Source organism: Psychrobacter sp. ANT206 (genome assembly GCF_056880555.1).
In genome coordinates this window covers 1,357,768-1,373,125 of the sequence record NZ_CP096271.1, presented here as the reverse complement: position 1 = coordinate 1,373,125, position 15,358 = coordinate 1,357,768, and the positions used below count along the sequence as shown (strand labels likewise).

12 protein-coding genes are annotated in these 15,358 nt (G+C 41.9%); 5 read left to right on the top strand and 7 right to left on the bottom strand.

The window, feature by feature from the left end:
• Positions 1 to 273: 273 nt before the first annotated feature.
• The 3 genes from M0221_RS05775 (at position 274) to accC (ending at position 3,900) form a co-directional block, all read left to right on the top strand.
• Positions 274 to 1,641, top strand: a complete 1,368-nt coding sequence (locus M0221_RS05775; protein ID WP_011513501.1) for an MATE family efflux transporter — start codon at positions 274 to 276, stop codon at positions 1,639 to 1,641.
• 261 nt (positions 1,642 to 1,902) lie between these two features.
• Positions 1,903 to 2,334 (top strand): acetyl-CoA carboxylase biotin carboxyl carrier protein, encoded by a 432-nt coding sequence (accB, locus tag M0221_RS05770; protein ID WP_149492644.1) that lies wholly within the window; start codon positions 1,903 to 1,905, stop codon positions 2,332 to 2,334.
• 204 nt (positions 2,335 to 2,538) lie between these two features.
• Positions 2,539 to 3,900 carry an acetyl-CoA carboxylase biotin carboxylase subunit gene (gene accC, locus M0221_RS05765; RefSeq protein ID WP_011513499.1) on the top strand — a complete coding sequence of 454 codons (1,362 nt, stop codon included), beginning with the start codon at positions 2,539 to 2,541 and terminating at the stop codon, positions 3,898 to 3,900.
• A gap of 136 nt (positions 3,901 to 4,036) precedes the next feature.
• Here the strand turns inward: accC and M0221_RS05760 are convergent, their stop codons facing one another.
• Together M0221_RS05760 and leuA are read right to left on the bottom strand one after the other, a co-directional pair.
• Positions 4,037 to 4,651, bottom strand: coding sequence for a hypothetical protein (locus M0221_RS05760; protein WP_483284657.1), 615 nt, complete (start codon positions 4,649 to 4,651; stop codon positions 4,037 to 4,039).
• 278 nt (positions 4,652 to 4,929) lie between these two features.
• Positions 4,930 to 6,714 (bottom strand): 2-isopropylmalate synthase, encoded by a 1,785-nt coding sequence (gene leuA / locus M0221_RS05755; protein ID WP_483284656.1) that lies wholly within the window; start codon positions 6,712 to 6,714, stop codon positions 4,930 to 4,932.
• 217 nt (positions 6,715 to 6,931) lie between these two features.
• On the opposite strand from leuA, the gene M0221_RS05750 reads away from it, so the two are divergent.
• The gene (locus tag M0221_RS05750; RefSeq protein WP_020443364.1) at positions 6,932 to 7,420 is read left to right on the top strand and encodes an Lrp/AsnC family transcriptional regulator; all 489 of its coding nucleotides are present in this window, start codon (positions 6,932 to 6,934) and stop codon (positions 7,418 to 7,420) included.
• A gap of 19 nt (positions 7,421 to 7,439) precedes the next feature.
• On the opposite strand, the gene M0221_RS05745 is transcribed toward M0221_RS05750, so the two are convergent.
• The 5 genes from M0221_RS05745 to M0221_RS05725 all read right to left on the bottom strand — a co-directional run bounded on the left by M0221_RS05745 (position 7,440) and on the right by M0221_RS05725 (position 13,703).
• Positions 7,440 to 8,741, bottom strand: a complete 1,302-nt coding sequence (locus M0221_RS05745; RefSeq protein WP_133104229.1) for a YbfB/YjiJ family MFS transporter — start codon at positions 8,739 to 8,741, stop codon at positions 7,440 to 7,442.
• A gap of 86 nt (positions 8,742 to 8,827) precedes the next feature.
• Positions 8,828 to 10,183, bottom strand: coding sequence for an ABC1 kinase family protein (locus M0221_RS05740; protein WP_181210553.1), 1,356 nt, complete (start codon positions 10,181 to 10,183; stop codon positions 8,828 to 8,830).
• A gap of 74 nt (positions 10,184 to 10,257) precedes the next feature.
• The gene (locus M0221_RS05735; protein WP_483284655.1) at positions 10,258 to 11,052 is read right to left on the bottom strand and encodes a HesA/MoeB/ThiF family protein; all 795 of its coding nucleotides are present in this window, start codon (positions 11,050 to 11,052) and stop codon (positions 10,258 to 10,260) included.
• 15 nt (positions 11,053 to 11,067) lie between these two features.
• Entirely contained in the window at positions 11,068 to 11,994 is a 927-nt protein-coding gene (gene prmC / locus M0221_RS05730) for a peptide chain release factor N(5)-glutamine methyltransferase (RefSeq protein ID WP_483284654.1), read from the bottom strand.
• Between the two features lie 47 nt (positions 11,995 to 12,041).
• The gene (locus M0221_RS05725; RefSeq protein ID WP_483284653.1) at positions 12,042 to 13,703 is read right to left on the bottom strand and encodes an AmpG family muropeptide MFS transporter; all 1,662 of its coding nucleotides are present in this window, start codon (positions 13,701 to 13,703) and stop codon (positions 12,042 to 12,044) included.
• Positions 13,704 to 14,198: 495 nt separating this feature from the next.
• On the opposite strand from M0221_RS05725, the gene M0221_RS05720 reads away from it, so the two are divergent.
• The gene (locus M0221_RS05720; protein ID WP_011513490.1) at positions 14,199 to 15,128 is read left to right on the top strand and encodes a LysR substrate-binding domain-containing protein; all 930 of its coding nucleotides are present in this window, start codon (positions 14,199 to 14,201) and stop codon (positions 15,126 to 15,128) included.
• Positions 15,129 to 15,358: the final 230 nt, after the last annotated feature.

Below are 15,358 nucleotides of genomic sequence, written 5' to 3'. Positions count from 1 at the left end.
TAGCCTAACTTCTTTACCATTCTATTAACTTATGACCTGTCACTTCATTACTTGAATCGGCGGGTTATTTTTATTCTAGCATCAGTGATTCTTTTTTCACTCTGCATGCTTAGTGTTATTAAAAATGGACTTGCTCATATTATTTATCGGAGTATTATCGTCGCACACCTCCTATTTTACTGTCTCGCTATTGATTTATTAATGGCTGTGTTTATTCATTAGTAAAATTTGTTTATCAAAAATAATTATTGTAAAGAATAAAAGTTGCTCATTATGGTTTTCCCGTTGTCTTTTGTAGATTTTAAAAGTTACAGTTTACGCTTAGGTATACTCGCGCTGCCCATCTTAATCACCCAGTTTTGTCAAGCTGCGCTTGGTGTTGTCGATGCCATTATGGCAGGTCAAGTTTCGGCACTTGATTTGGCTGCTGTCGCTGTCGGCTCAGGTATTTGGCTACCATTATTTTTATTAGCAACAGGTATTTTGATTGCGACTACGCCTCTGATCGGTGAAGCCATTGGTCAAAACCAACTCGATAAAGTGCCGCATATCACGCAGCAGTCACTATGGACGGCTGGTGTCATTGGTATTCTTGGTTTTATCATTGTCAACCTAGCACCCAATGTACTTGCCCTCATGGGTGTTCCTGAAAATATACAACCGATAGCAACTCAGTATTTGCATGGCGTATCATTTGGCTTCCCTGCAATTGCCGTTTATGCGGTGCTGCGTAGTTACTGTGAAGCGCTTGGTCGACCTGAGCCAGTGACAGTTATTAGTATCATAGGGCTGCTTGCAGATATCCCACTTAACTATATTTTTATCCATGGCTTGTTTGGCATGCCTGAGATGGGTGGCGCTGGTTGCGGGGTAGCAACTGCTATCGTTTTGTGGATTAACGTCTTATTATTAGCCGCTTATACCAGCTTTACTAAGCGTCAGCAATTTGCCAGTACGCGCTTTTTTTATGCCTTTGCCAGCCCAAATCGGGCACAGATAAAAAAACTTCTCAAGCTTGGTATTCCGATTGGCGTCTCTATCTTTTTTGAAGCCAGTCTATTTAGCTTAGGCGCACTGGTGATTAGTCCATTGGGTGAGTTGGCAACCGCATCGCACCAAGTCGCCCTATCAGTGACCTCGCAGTTGTTTATGATCCCAATTTCGGTCGCGATGGCACTGACCATTATGGTATCCAACCGCTTTGGTGAAAAAAACCTAATGGCACTGCGTCAAGTACAAGCAACCGGTCTTATATGGACGGTACTTATTGCATTTGCTTGTATGATTGGTGTTTGGCTATTTAGACCACAATTGGCAGCGGCATTCACTGACAATCCTGTAGTACGAGCTCAAGCCATGCATTTGCTCATCTTTGCGCTTGCTTATCAGCTATTTGATGGCTGGCAAGTCAATGTCGCGGGCATATTACGGGGCATGCAAGATACTACAATACCGATGTGGGTTACGCTATTTTGCTACTGGATAGTGGCACTGCCGCTTGGTATTTATCTAGTACGCTTCACTGATATTGGGGCGCAAGGTTTTTGGATGGCTTTAATTACGGGGTTATTTCTATCGTCTATTTTACTTACCATACGTTTGCGCTACCAACAAAAGAGATTGCTGGCAATGTGGGGATAATAATAAGACTAGGTTTACACAAGTTTATCTAAATGTTATCTGTAATAATCATCACTGGCGCTCGCAAGTCACATAGACTATGATAAATTCTTGAGCATTTCTTACTCAAACGAGCGCTTACGTCATAATATGTAAAAAAACTCAGTTAACAACTGTACATCGATTGCTCATTGCCGTGAATATAGGTATCATTAGCAATTATCTACACAATATTTAGTTACACTATTTTTCTCGAATTTGTTACAAGGCAAAAATACAATTATGGATATTGAAAAAATACGCACCCTCATTGCACTCATGGAAGAAAGCGAACTGGTTAATTTGGAAATCAGCTCAGATGACGAGCATATCAGTTTGACTCGTCACTATGATGCACCGGCGCCAACGATGATGGCTGCACCTACTGCTGGTGCTGCTACACCTCATACTGCCGAATCGCAGCCTGCGATGAAAGCAGGTAGTGTTGAGACGTCACCTATGGTTGGCGTTTATTACTCAGCCCCTAGTCCTAATGATCCACCATTTATAAAGGTTGGACAAAAAGTGCAAGCTGGTGATACGCTCGGCATCATTGAAGCGATGAAAATTATGAATCCTCTTGAGGCGACTCAAAGTGGTGTTATTGATGAGATCTTGGTCACTAATTCTGAAGTGGTACAGTTTGGTCAGCCTATCGTACGCTATAAAGCGTAATCAGATTTGCCAACCTTTACTTCGTTCTGATGGAGAGCGTGCTATTTATCAGGCAATATCAACTTATGCTTAGGCTATTTTAGTTTAATCATATCTAAGCTTAAAGATTTTAAAGTTAGATAATCACTAGGCTTAATAATAAGTTTTGATATTGCTGAATATAGTGACTCCATTAAAAAACGCCGCTTCAATAAGGATGACCCCATGATAAAAAAACTGCTCATCGCCAATAGAGGTGAGATTGCTCTACGTATCGTTCGCGCTTGTAAAGCCCTTGGTATTCAAACCGTTGGAGTTTACTCTACGGCTGATGCCAATTTGATGCACTTACGCTTTGTTGATGAAGCCATTTGTATCGGCAAGCCTAATGCCAATCAAAGCTATCTAAATATCAATACTATCTTGACTGCTGCTGAGATTACTGGCGCTGATGCCATTCACCCCGGTTATGGTTTTTTGGCTGAAAATGCTGAATTTGCTGAACGTATTGAAGAAGCTGGATTAACCTTTGTAGGCCCTACTGCAGATCATATTCGTCTGATGGGCAACAAGGTTTCCGCGATCAATGCTATGAAAAAAGCGGGTGTGCCGACAGTACCTGGTTCAGTAGGTGCTGTGACGCTACACAATGCTGAAGAGCAAGCGCGCAATATCGGTTTTCCCTTGTTGATTAAAGCGGCAGCGGGTGGCGGTGGTCGTGGTATGCGTGTGGTTGAGCGCTTTGAAGAAATTATCGGTCAAGTGCAAGCGGCTAAGCAAGAAGCTGAGCTATGGTTTGGTGATGATACGGTTTATATGGAACGTTATCTCCAAAACCCGCGACATGTAGAGATACAAGTACTTGGCGATGGTAACGGTAATGCCATTCATTTATATGACAGAGATTGCTCATTACAGCGTCGTCATCAAAAAGTTTTAGAAGAAGCCCCCGCCCCTGATATTCCTGATGATGTACGTCAGCCTATCTTAGATGCTTGTGTAAAAGCATGTAAGCTGGTCAAATACCGCGGTGCTGGTACTTTTGAGTTTTTATTTGAAAATAATGAATATTTCTTTATTGAGATGAACACTCGCGTACAAGTTGAGCATACTATTACTGAGATGATTACAGGCATTGATGTGGTCGTTGAACAGTTAAAAATTGCAGCAGGCTACGGTTTATCTTATCGCCAAAGTGAGATTGAAATTCAAGGTCATGCGATTGAATGTCGCATCAATGCTGAAGATCCAGTGACCTTTATGCCATCACCTGGTACGGTTACTCAGCTGTATTCACCTAGTGGGGCTGGTATCCGCTTTGACTCACATCTATATCCTGGCTATGAGATTCCAAGTTACTATGACTCTTTGATTGGTAAGCTTATCTGTCATGGTCAAACCCGTCAGCAAGCGATTTCGAAAACGCTACAGGCACTTGATGAGTTGGTTATCGAAGGTATCAAAACAAATATCCCGATGCATCGTGATGTAATTTTATCAGATGATAATTTTGTTCATGAAGCACAGAATATTCATTATCTTGAAAGAGAGTTGTTAACTGCTAATAAAGAAAAATCTAACTTGTGAACTGATTAAATATTGATATCAAATATCTTTATTATCAAGATTTTTTCTCATTAAAAAAACCGCTATCCATGCAGATAGCGGTTTTTTTATTGATGATTGTAATTAAAGCTAAAGCAAAGTCACTGAAAAACCATTACTATGGCAGAATTCTATTAAAATTCATAAAGCACTCTTTGCCATCAGGATCAGCACACCACTGCATTTGATTGCCATCATGATTTAAAAAGGCAATCAACGCCTCATTGCTCTGATCTATCTGGCTACCGGAGCAATCTACTTCATTGTTATCGTAAACGGTTTTAATAGCAATGATAGGTAGCCCCTCCTCACGGTGCGTAATCAAATAACGTCCATAAGTCCACTCTTTGCCACTGACTGACCACATTTCATTATCAGCAGCAAAATTGTAAAGCTCACGGCACTGAGCAGATTTCTTTGCTGATGCAATGAGTTTTTTGCTGGTATCAGTTTGAATATTAATAAGACGTTTTTCGTTTTGTGTCAATAGTCCTGCACCGGCGTCGACTTTAGGTTCGTTACTTTTAATCTGACTCCTGTCTTTTGACGCTGCTTGCCGCGCCTCAGCTTCTTTGGTCATCGTGATACTACTGTTTAAATCAATCTTCCACTGTCCAGCAATCGCAGGACTAATATGTGTGGTAATGGTCGGCTTACTAACTGCTTCGCCATTTACTGGCAATGATGCCAAAATAGCGGCTAATGAAAATGAAGCAAATGAGAGAGGTTCCATAATTAACCTTGTTATTTATACTATTATAATAATGAATGCTATGTACATTAGCGTAAGTCTTAGTCACCGAAAACACAAGTAACATTATGCTATTAGGCTTTAACCTCTCAGTGGTAAGCACTTCAATAAGATCTCTAATTACTGAGTTTCAAACATAGGTTCAAGCATAAAAAATAACGCCATGGCTCTGATTTGCTTATCGCAATGAGTCATGACGTTATACTTATATAAACGTAACCTTATATACCTAAATATTTAAATTCTTAAGTACTTAGTTATTAAACAGCAGCGATACTAACTGCTTGAGCAAAGGCTGACAATGCGCCCTTTAGCATGGCTGATACCGTGCTGCTACAAGTGCCGATACCTGAATAAACTTCACCATCTACATTTAGCTGTATATAAGCAGCAGCATTGGCATTGGTCTTATTGTCTCTATTGTTATCATCATTGATACCATCACCGCTATTATGCTGCGGATTGATTGCATGCTCAGCGTAGTTAATGACATGGATTGATTTGCCTGTATGCTGCGCCAATCCATCGATAAACGAAGATAACGGCCCATTACCATCACCATCTATAGTGATGGTATCGCCATTCATCTGAACTTGACCGTTAAAGTAGACTTCGCCGCCTTTATTGTTGACTGTATAATCTAACAGCTCAAAACTGCCTTGCTGTAAATAAGTGTCTTCAAAGGTCTGTAAGATTTCATCATTCTGCAATTCACGAGCCGTGGTTTCAGCTTGTTTTTGTACCACACCACTAAAGTCAATTTGCATCCAACGTGGTAAATTAAAGCCATAGTTGCGCTGCAAGATATAAGCCACACCGCCTTTACCAGATTGGCTATTGATACGAACCACATCCTGATAGCTGCGACCAATATGTGCAGGATCAATTGGTAAATATGCCACATCCCAGACGTTTTCTGTCTGATCCACATGTTTCTCATTATAGTCGAGGCATTTCTTGATCGCGTCTTGGTGCGAGCCGCTAAAGGCAGTAAATACAAGCTCACCTACATAAGGATGACGTGGATGCAGAGGCAAGTTATTGCATTCGCTAACGACTTGTACAATTTCACTCATGTTACTAAAATCAAGCTCAGGATCGATACCTTGGCTAAACAGATTCATCGCCATGACCATGATATCCATATTGCCAGTACGCTCGCCATTACCAAGCAAGGTGCCCTCGATACGATCTGCGCCAGCAAGCACACCAAGCTCAGCCGCCGCCACCGCACAGCCTCGGTCATTATGCGTATGCAAGCTAATAGTTACATGCTCACGCTTGGCAAGATTACGACAAAAATACTCGACTTGATCAGCGAATACATTGGGCATTGACGCCTCAACCGTCGCAGGTAAGTTTAAGATTACCTCTTGGCCGTTCTCGGGCTGCCAAACATCACAAACGGCATCACAGACTTCAACTGCATATTCAGTCTCAGTTTGGCTAAAGCTCTCAGGTGAATACTGGAATACCCATTCTGTTTCTGGATATTTAGCAGCATATTCAACCAATAATTTAGCACCAGTGACAGCTATCTCTTTGATTTCAGCTTTATCTTTAGCATATACTTTTTCGCGCTGAATACGGCAAGTTGAGTTATAAACATGAACGATGGCACGCTTTGCGCCTTTTAAGGATTCAAAAGTACGAGCAATCAAATGCTCACGTGCCTGCACCAATACCTGCAAAGTCACGTCATCAGGCACATGATTTTCTTCAATCAATTTACGAGCAAAATCAAACTCGACTTGTGCCGCTGAGGGAAAACCTATTTCAATTTCTTTAAAACCCACATCTATCAAGGTTTCAAAAAAACGCATTTTTTGTTCAATAGTCATCGGATCAATCAATGCCTGATTGCCATCACGCAGATCCACACTTGCCCATATCGGTGATTTCTCTAGCGTTTTGCTCGGCCATGTGCGATCTGGCAACAGTGGCGCAAATGCAAAAGGGCGATATTTACGGAAATCGAAAGCGGCTTTTTTGGGTGTGCTCTTTGCAGCGGCAGGCGCTACAGGGCGTGTTGCTTGGTCAGACATAATCAATCCTTAGATGGCATTAGGTTGGTATTTTTAGTGAGGCAATCAATGCCAAAATCTTGCTTTATCATACGAGATAATACGAACTTATGCCATTATAATAACAAAGTTTATAAGGTGAATATCGGCTTTATAATAAGTATATTTACATTATATTAGTGAAATGCGATAAATCAATCGCTATAATTAGCATAATCCACTAACAAAGATACTTGTTATGCAACATACTCATTCTAATCAGCTGTTAATTGCAGATATTGATGACACAGATAAACGCTTATTGCGCTTATTACAGACCGATGCACGTATGAGCATTACTGAGCTTGCCGAGCGCGTTAATCTCTCGGCAACCCCTTGCGCGCGCCGTATTAAGCGCTTAGAAGATAGTGGCGTTATCACCGGTTATCATACTCAAACCGATGCCCAAAAACTTGGCTATCCCTTGGCAGTTTTCATTGCTATCAGTATGGACCGTCACACAGCTGACCGTTTTGAGCAGTTTGAGCGCAAGGTTAAAAGCTTCGATGAAGTCATCAGCTGTAGTATCGTCACTGGTCGCTCCGAGGACTACCTGATTAAAGTACGCGTACGCGATATGGCTCACTATGAGGAATTTTTATTGCATCGGTTAAATCGTATCGAAGGCGTGGCACAAGTTCATACCAGCTTTGAGCTGCGAGAAGTATTCAGCCGCAGTATGGTTTAATCCTACTAAAATGATTCGCTTAAATGATTATTTTTTGCAGTCGGTTCGTTTGACGCCAGAAAAAGAATACCAAAACCAGTCCTATCAGCAGTCCTATAGCCGCTACCAACAACCCTGCATTAAAGTTATCATTCTCTCCCGCCAGCGCTACCGTTACCAATGGTCCGATGAACTGCCCTATTGCATAGGCTAATGTCGCCAGTCCTATCAGCAGATTTGAGTAGATGGGATTTATGTTTTTAATAATCGTCAAGGTCATAGAGACCATACCCACAAAGGTTAACCCTAAAATCATGGCATTAGCATATAAACCAATAGCACCATCAAACCCTATTGGCAAATACATGCCAAACGCTTGCAATAACGTCAAGCCCATTAAGGTTTTGACTTCACCAATACGCTTGGCAAGAGCACCCCAAATCGGGTTTGAGAGCATGGCAAAGATACCTACCACCAACCAAATAGACAGTCCAGCAGAATTTTGAGTGGTCAAGCGCTGAGCTGCCATTACCGGCAAAAAAGTCGCCGATGTAATATAACCAAAGCCTGCCAGCACATAACTGGTCAACAATAATGCAATGGGCTTGCTATGACCTGCTAGCGCCTCGTATAAAGAACGCTTAAAATTAATATAGGTTTGATATAGCGAGGAATAATGATTACTCTGGGGTGTTTCTGAGCTTACTGATGTTGGATTTGATGATGTTGAACCAGATAAAGTAACCATAGCAGACGGACGTATGCCATACAGCAACCATAAAACAGGTAAGCTAATCATTCCAGCGATCAGCCAAATCACGTCGAAATGGTAGCCAAGCGTCAGTAACCACCACGTCAATATTGCGGAGGCACTGATACCGACGCCGATACCTGCATAGTGTACTGCCGATAGCACTGAACGGCGCTCAAGACTGAAGCTTTGAATGACCAAAGATGAGCTTAAAATCATCGCCACACCACTTGCAATACCTGATATCAGCCGAATGCCATACCATAGATTTAATGACATATTTGGCACGACCAACAGAATGGTAGTAATGACACTAACTATTGTCCATAATATTAGCATATGCCATGTTAAACGCTGCGGCACAAACATCGCGATAAGCGCGCCAATAAAATAGCCAATATAGTTGATTGAAGCCAGCCAGCCTGCAATGGTCGTGGATAGCGACAATTGCAGCATAATATCAGGTAAAGTGGCTGTAAATAAAAAGCGTCCAAACCCCATCACTACTGCCATACAGTACATACCAATCAACGCAACAGCTGTTTCATTGGTAATAGTAATAACAGCACGGCTTTTGAGAGCAGTCATCATGACAGGGCCATTTTGTGGCAAAAAGCACACAATCCTTTGTGTTAAATGAACGAGTATTAGAACAGCATTGAATATAGTATTTAATCCTACGAAACATTGAGTGTTGGACGATTTTCTTGCTCATTTCTCTCTGCTTGTCCCAACATCTGCACGCGCTGATCACTAAACATATCCATATCAGGTGCAAGCGTACGCATAAAGCGGTCAAAATAGAGCATCTGCTTGGTCAATAAAGCAAAGTCACGCGGAAAATGAATACCATGACGCTTACCGACCTCAACTATCTCCAGCATCATTGTATTCAACTCATCCGCCTGCTCTTTCGTATTAAAAGGCACACCACTGGTAAAGGCTTTGTCCTCTGCCATGATGGTCTTCATCATACGCTGCAAATCATCACCTAATGCCACCACATCAACCTGATTACCACCATGTGTCATCTCCATATCTATCATATGGCGTGCCATCGCATAATAATCATTATCCTGCATGGCTTGCATCATTCCCATGCAAGCGCGCCAGCTTTCAGCCTTCAATTTACCGACAATACCAAAATCTAAAAATCCGATACGTCCATCAGTTAATAGCATTAAATTACCCGCATGCAAATCCGCATGGAAACTATTACACAGCATCAGGCTTGCAAACCAAGTATTGAGCGTATCTGCCATCACTTGGGCAGGATCAGTACAATATTGACGCATCAAAGTTTCATCTACCATAGAGACACCGTATAAGCGGCTCATGGTCAACACACGCTTGGTAGTGTACGCCTCATAGACTTTTGGTGCCACCACGCGTGTATTGCCTGATACTGCCAAAAACTGCTGAAAGTCGCGAATATTTTGTGCCTCAGCGATAAAGTCTGTCTCCGCAAGCATACGCAAACGAATCTCATCAATAATCGGTGCAATGCTGGCAAATCTCATTGAAGGCATCAACAATTCAACCAGCTTTGTCACGCCATGCAATACACCCAAATCCGTCTGCATAATGGTTTCGACGCCAGGTTTTTGCACCTTTAAGACAACTTCATCACCATTATGCAAACGCGCTGCGTGGACTTGGGCGATAGAAGCAGAAGCCAGTGGTTTTGAGTCAATGTAGGCAAACGTCTCTTCAAGTGTGAGTCCATTAACAGCTAGCTCTTCTGTTAATACTTGCTCGATATAAGCATAAGACAATGGCGTGGTTTGATCCAAACAGCTTTGAAAGGCTTGCACATATTCGCGCGGAAATAATGACGGCGTACTAGCAATAAACTGCCCTATTTTGATATAAGTCGTACCCAGTTGCTCAAAAGTTTCTTTTAACAGCATGGCATCAGGTTTTTCGCCCTTCGCCACTCTAAGCGCTGATAAACCAGCGACACTTGCTGTTTGACGAACACGATTAACGACATTAAAGGTATGTTTTAATAAATGCGGACGATGAATTTTCATAAAAGACAACTGTGGTCATAAGAAGGATATTTGAGAATCGGCGATTATAATTGGTAAAAAATCATTAATTGAAATTAGGAAAGGCTATTACAGACAGGACATTCTGACTCTTTTCGATATCCCATCAAGCGTTGCTGCATCCGACTACCATCCCATATCAGCAGTTTGTTTGTCAGTGGATTTTTGGTTAATCCTAGATATTGCAAAGCTGCATTGGCTTGTAGATTGCCCATGATAGCTGTGGTGCTGGCAAGCACCCCTGAATTGGCACACGTACGTTCATCCGCCTCGGCATCCAGTACTACCGAACCAAACACACAGTGATAGCAGCCGGTATTTAGATGTGGCTCAAATAGTGCCAGTTGCCCTTGCATTGCAATAGCAGATGCCGATAATAATGGAATCTGATAGCGCACACTAATACGATTGATGATGTCACGGGTAGCAAAATTATCTGTACAGTCTAACAATAGGTCTGGCGTACCGGACGCCATATCAAGTAACTCATAAGCATTGTCTTCACTCAAACGCGCTATCGTACCGCGAGCTGTGATTAAAGGATTGATACTCATCAACATTTGCGCAGCAGTTAGAGCTTTAGATTTACCAATATCCTCCGGTAAAAACAATGTTTGACGCTGTAAATTACTGGCTTCAATATCATCGTCATCAATTAGGAGAATATGCCCAAGTCCTGCACGCACTAAGGTTTCAGAAGCTGGGCAACCTAGCCCACCTGCGCCTATCATGACGACACGTGATGATTTTAGTCGTAGCTGAGCATCAATATCCCAGCCATCAAGCAATATTTGACGCGCATAACGCAGCAGCTCATCATCTAACAATATTTCTGTTTCTACATTACTCATATGGATTACCAGTACTCAATATTGCCGCTTATTTTTATTAAACTGCCCAAGCGTCACTCTATCGTTGCCACCAAAATCTTTAATCGTTTGTATATTATCGAAGTGATTGTCCGCAAATAACTGGCGTACAGCATGCCCTTGATCAAAGCCATGCTCAATCGCTAATAGCCCGCCTACTCTTAGGTACTGCGGCGCATGATGGACAATATGTTCGATATCAGCCAAACCATGATTAGGGGCGCTCAAAGCACTAATTGGCTCTGCTAATAAACCTGCTAAATGCTTATCCGCCTCATCAATATAGGGCGGATTTGAGACAATCACATCGAATAAATGTTCATCCTGAGTAGAGAGTGCATCATACCAGCTACTATGGACAAACTCGATATCTACAGCATTACTAACCGCATTATGCTGAGCAATTTTTAGCGCCTCTAGCGAGAAATCAACAGCAACGACTTGCCAGCTTACTGGTTCCAATTTGCGAGCCAGCTTTAACTCGTGAGTAAGACTGATGGCAATGCAACCAGAACCCGTGCCCAGATCAAGCAGACGCTTATTGCTAGCAGCATTAGGCACAAACTCTTCATTGGCAGTATTTATCCAATGTAGTACTTGCTCAACCAAAACTTCAGTATCGGGTCTGGGAATTAAGGTATGTTCATTAACGGCAAAATCAAGCGACCAAAATGCCTGTATACCCGTTAAATAAGCCAATGGTGTACCTTGCTGCATTTTGGTCACACCAGCATTAAATCGCTCAACCTCAACATCACTTAGCTGATAGCTATCATCCGTTATTAAAAATAGCGCAGGTTTATCAAGGATATATAACAGCCAATCCGTTATCCAAAATGTCGGAACAGATAATTCCTCCGCTATTTGTATCGCTTGCTGCTTGATTTGCCATACTGTTACGTTTGCTGCTTTTTGCGCTGTCATAAATGACTCTTAATAATTATATCTGCTTTATTTTTATAAACTCTAACCTACTCTGATGCGCGCGGTGGCTCATTGGTATTGGTTAAATTAGGATTGGCTTTGGTTAACTCAACACCTTTATTACTGCCACTATTACTATCGTCACTGCCATCACCATAAATATCATCATTGTCACCAATGACGATATATTTATCAACATAATAAATCAGCGCTAAAATAGGAATACCAATTAGAAAAGTAAACATAAAGAAGAAGGGGTAACTGGTGCTATCAACGATAGTGCCTGAATAACCACCCACCACTTTTGGTAATAATGTCATTAGTGATGAAAATATTGAATACTGGACAGCAGTAAATCGAATAGATGTTAATGCAGATAAAAAGGCAATAAATACAGCACTAGCAAGACCAGCTGCAAGGTTATCAAGGATCACTGCCAAATACATATACGGCAAGCTCCCAGGATGGTATGTCAGCAGAATAAATAACAAGTTGGTCACGCAGGCGAGGACTGCCCCAACCATCATTGCGCGCATGATACGCATCTTTTGTGCTAATAAACCACCTAAGAAACCACCAGCAATCGCCATGACAACGCCAACCAATTTAACGGCGTTGGCAATATCAACTTTAGTGAATGCCATGTCTTGATAGAAGACATTAGAGATAACCCCAGCAACAATATCGGAGATACGATAGAGACCAATCAGCGCCAATAACAATAACGCCTTTTTACCGTAACGGCGGAAAAAGTCAGCAATAGGCTCAATCCATGTGGTCTTAGCAAACTCTTGCTCCACAAGATTGGCTTTTACTAAGCCGTAACCGATAATCAAAGCCGCTGCCAAACTCGATACCATACGCACTACTTCGATTAAGAAGCCTGCGAACACACTTTCTGTCTCAGGTAAGACCAAGCCCGCATTAGCAAATACCAGTACAAAACCTATGACTGATATAGCGAATACTAATACTAGACGGGTATATTCTGACGTTTTACGTTCAACAACTACTTGTTGTCTAATCGGCTCATGAATCACCAAGGTGGTAATAACCCCAATGCCCATCACCGCTGCCATAATCCAGTAGGTATTGCGCCACGCCTCATAGCTATAAAAGCTCTCGGTAGAACCAAAGTAATCGGCTAAATATAATGCCCCAGCACCAGCAACGATCATCCCGATACGGTAACCGGTCACATACATGGCAGACAAGACCGCCTGTAGACTTGGTGGTGCCAATTCGATGCGATAGGCATCAATAACGATGTCTTGTGTCGCTGATGAAAAGCCAAGTAGTACTGCACCTACTGCCATCAGGACTAGACTGCCCTCATTCGCTGGATTGACACTCGCCATAATACAGATAGCGGCAATAATCATAATCTGCGAGACCAAAATCCAGCTGCGCCTGCGACCTAAGAGCTTGGTTAATATTGGCAATGGCACCGCATCAATTAGTGGTGCCCAAATAAACTTAAAGGCATAACCAAGCGCCGCCCAGCTAAACATCGTTACTACGCTACGATCAATCCCTGCTTCACGCAGCCATAATGATAAGCTAGAGAAAATTAGTAAGATCGGAATGCCAGCGACAAAGCCCAAGAACAGCATGATAAGTGAACGCCGATCAAGATAAGCCTGCAAAGATTCGCTAAGTGACTTCTTGGCAATAGGAGAATTGGGCGGAATAGGTTGGACAGCAGACATAACGACTCACCAAAAATTTAGACAAAAAATACGACAGTGCGCTACTTTTTATCCAAAAATTTTATCTACTGGCAGTGTGACATCGAGACTATCAGGATAAAAAAGGACAAAAAATTGCCTAGCTCTGTACAAAGAAAATGACATTTGCTGCAAAATTGAATAATGGTACTTGAGAATGCTTAAATTGACTAGATGTTTTTCCACTAACTACTTGATTGAGCATATCGGCTATATTCTATAGGTTGCCTTGGTAAGTACATGTATCTTAACCTTTCTTAAATATAAATTAAGCTATAATTTTTTGGTTTACTCCTATTAGATTTCTATCTAGCCTACTATTCAAGCAATTTTCCTATATTCCATATATGTATAAATAGATACCTATTTATTATATACAAGAATAATAGCTTTGATTTACACTACACGCTTGTTATGTTTTTTGGGCGTTTTAACTTTTATAAAGACGACTGACTCTTTATATAATGGGATTAACTTATGGCAATCGACGTAGTGGTCAATCAGCGGCATCTGCAAATTCAACTCAAACAGTTGGAGACAGTGTGGCATACCGTAATCAATGGCTATAATTTAAGTCAGGCGGCGACGGTACTGCATACCAGCCAATCAAGTCTTTCAAAGCATATCGCAGCACTTGAGAATCAGCTCAAAACCGAAGTGTTCGTGCGCCAAGGCAAACGTTTAACGGGGCTTACGACAATGGGTACGGCGCTCATGCCGCATATTGAGTCTATCTTTACCGAAATCCGTACGATTGAAAACCTCAGCCTCGACTTTAACAATCCAAATGTCGGTACATTGACAATTGCCACGACTCATACTCAGGCACGTTATGTCTTACCAGAAGTCGTGAAAGAATTTAAAGAGCGTTTTCCTAAGGTTAATCTCATTCTACAACAGGCAGATCCTGAAACAATCGCACAGATGGTGATACGTGGGCAGGCCGATATTGGTATTGCAACCGAGTCCTTGCTACATAACAACTATCTGCGCTGCTATCGTTATTACGACTGGACGCATCGTGTCATCGTGCCAAGCGATCATGAATTGGCAGGACTAGAATCTATCGATTTACCAACCCTTGCCAGCTATCCAATCGTAACTTATCACGGTGGTTTTACGGGGCGCGGCGCCATTGACAAGACTTTTAGCGATGCCGGTCTTGAGCCAGATATCGTATTGGCAGCACTTGATGCTGATGTGATTAGTACCTATGTTGGACTTGGCTTAGGGATTGGTATTATTGCAGAAATGGCATTTGAGCCAAGTCATTATCAAAATCTAACAGCCATTCCAGTCGACCATTTTGGACGTTTTACCAGTTGGATGGCAGTACGTGATGACGCAGAGATTCGTCAGTATGGACGGGCGTTTATGGAGCTGTGTCAAAAACAATTTAGTCAGTAATGACTGCTGTTTTCACTAATACGTGTAGCTATAGTCAATCCACTATAAATCAAACACAGTGCTACTGGGATAAGTTTTGCGCCGCCTCTGTCTGCGCAGGCACAGCAAGCAAGAAAAATTTATACCAGTAGCGCGTTATAATATTTGTACTTATTTTATTTAGGAGTGACTATAGTATTTGATTATTAAGTCAGTAATATAAATAGAAGATCAAAGTACTCGTAATTAAA

What these genes read in the sequence shown, in the direction of transcription:
- accC (WP_011513499.1), top strand. Translation starts at nt 2,539, where the DNA reads ATGATAAAAAAACTGCTCATCGCCAATAGAGGTGAGATTGCTCTACGT.
- M0221_RS05720 (WP_011513490.1), top strand. Translation starts at nt 14,199, where the DNA reads ATGGCAATCGACGTAGTGGTCAATCAGCGGCATCTGCAAATTCAACTC.
- leuA (WP_483284656.1), bottom strand. Translation starts at nt 6,714, where the DNA reads ATGTCTGACCAAGCAACACGCCCTGTAGCGCCTGCCGCTGCAAAGAGC.
- prmC (WP_483284654.1), bottom strand. Translation starts at nt 11,994, where the DNA reads ATGACAGCGCAAAAAGCAGCAAACGTAACAGTATGGCAAATCAAGCAG.
- M0221_RS05760 (WP_483284657.1), bottom strand. Translation starts at nt 4,651, where the DNA reads ATGGAACCTCTCTCATTTGCTTCATTTTCATTAGCCGCTATTTTGGCA.
- M0221_RS05775 (WP_011513501.1), top strand. Translation starts at nt 274, where the DNA reads ATGGTTTTCCCGTTGTCTTTTGTAGATTTTAAAAGTTACAGTTTACGC.
- M0221_RS05745 (WP_133104229.1), bottom strand. Translation starts at nt 8,741, where the DNA reads ATGATGACTGCTCTCAAAAGCCGTGCTGTTATTACTATTACCAATGAA.
- M0221_RS05750 (WP_020443364.1), top strand. Translation starts at nt 6,932, where the DNA reads ATGCAACATACTCATTCTAATCAGCTGTTAATTGCAGATATTGATGAC.
- M0221_RS05725 (WP_483284653.1), bottom strand. Translation starts at nt 13,703, where the DNA reads ATGTCTGCTGTCCAACCTATTCCGCCCAATTCTCCTATTGCCAAGAAG.
- M0221_RS05735 (WP_483284655.1), bottom strand. Translation starts at nt 11,052, where the DNA reads ATGAGTAATGTAGAAACAGAAATATTGTTAGATGATGAGCTGCTGCGT.
- M0221_RS05740 (WP_181210553.1), bottom strand. Translation starts at nt 10,183, where the DNA reads ATGAAAATTCATCGTCCGCATTTATTAAAACATACCTTTAATGTCGTT.
- accB (WP_149492644.1), top strand. Translation starts at nt 1,903, where the DNA reads ATGGATATTGAAAAAATACGCACCCTCATTGCACTCATGGAAGAAAGC.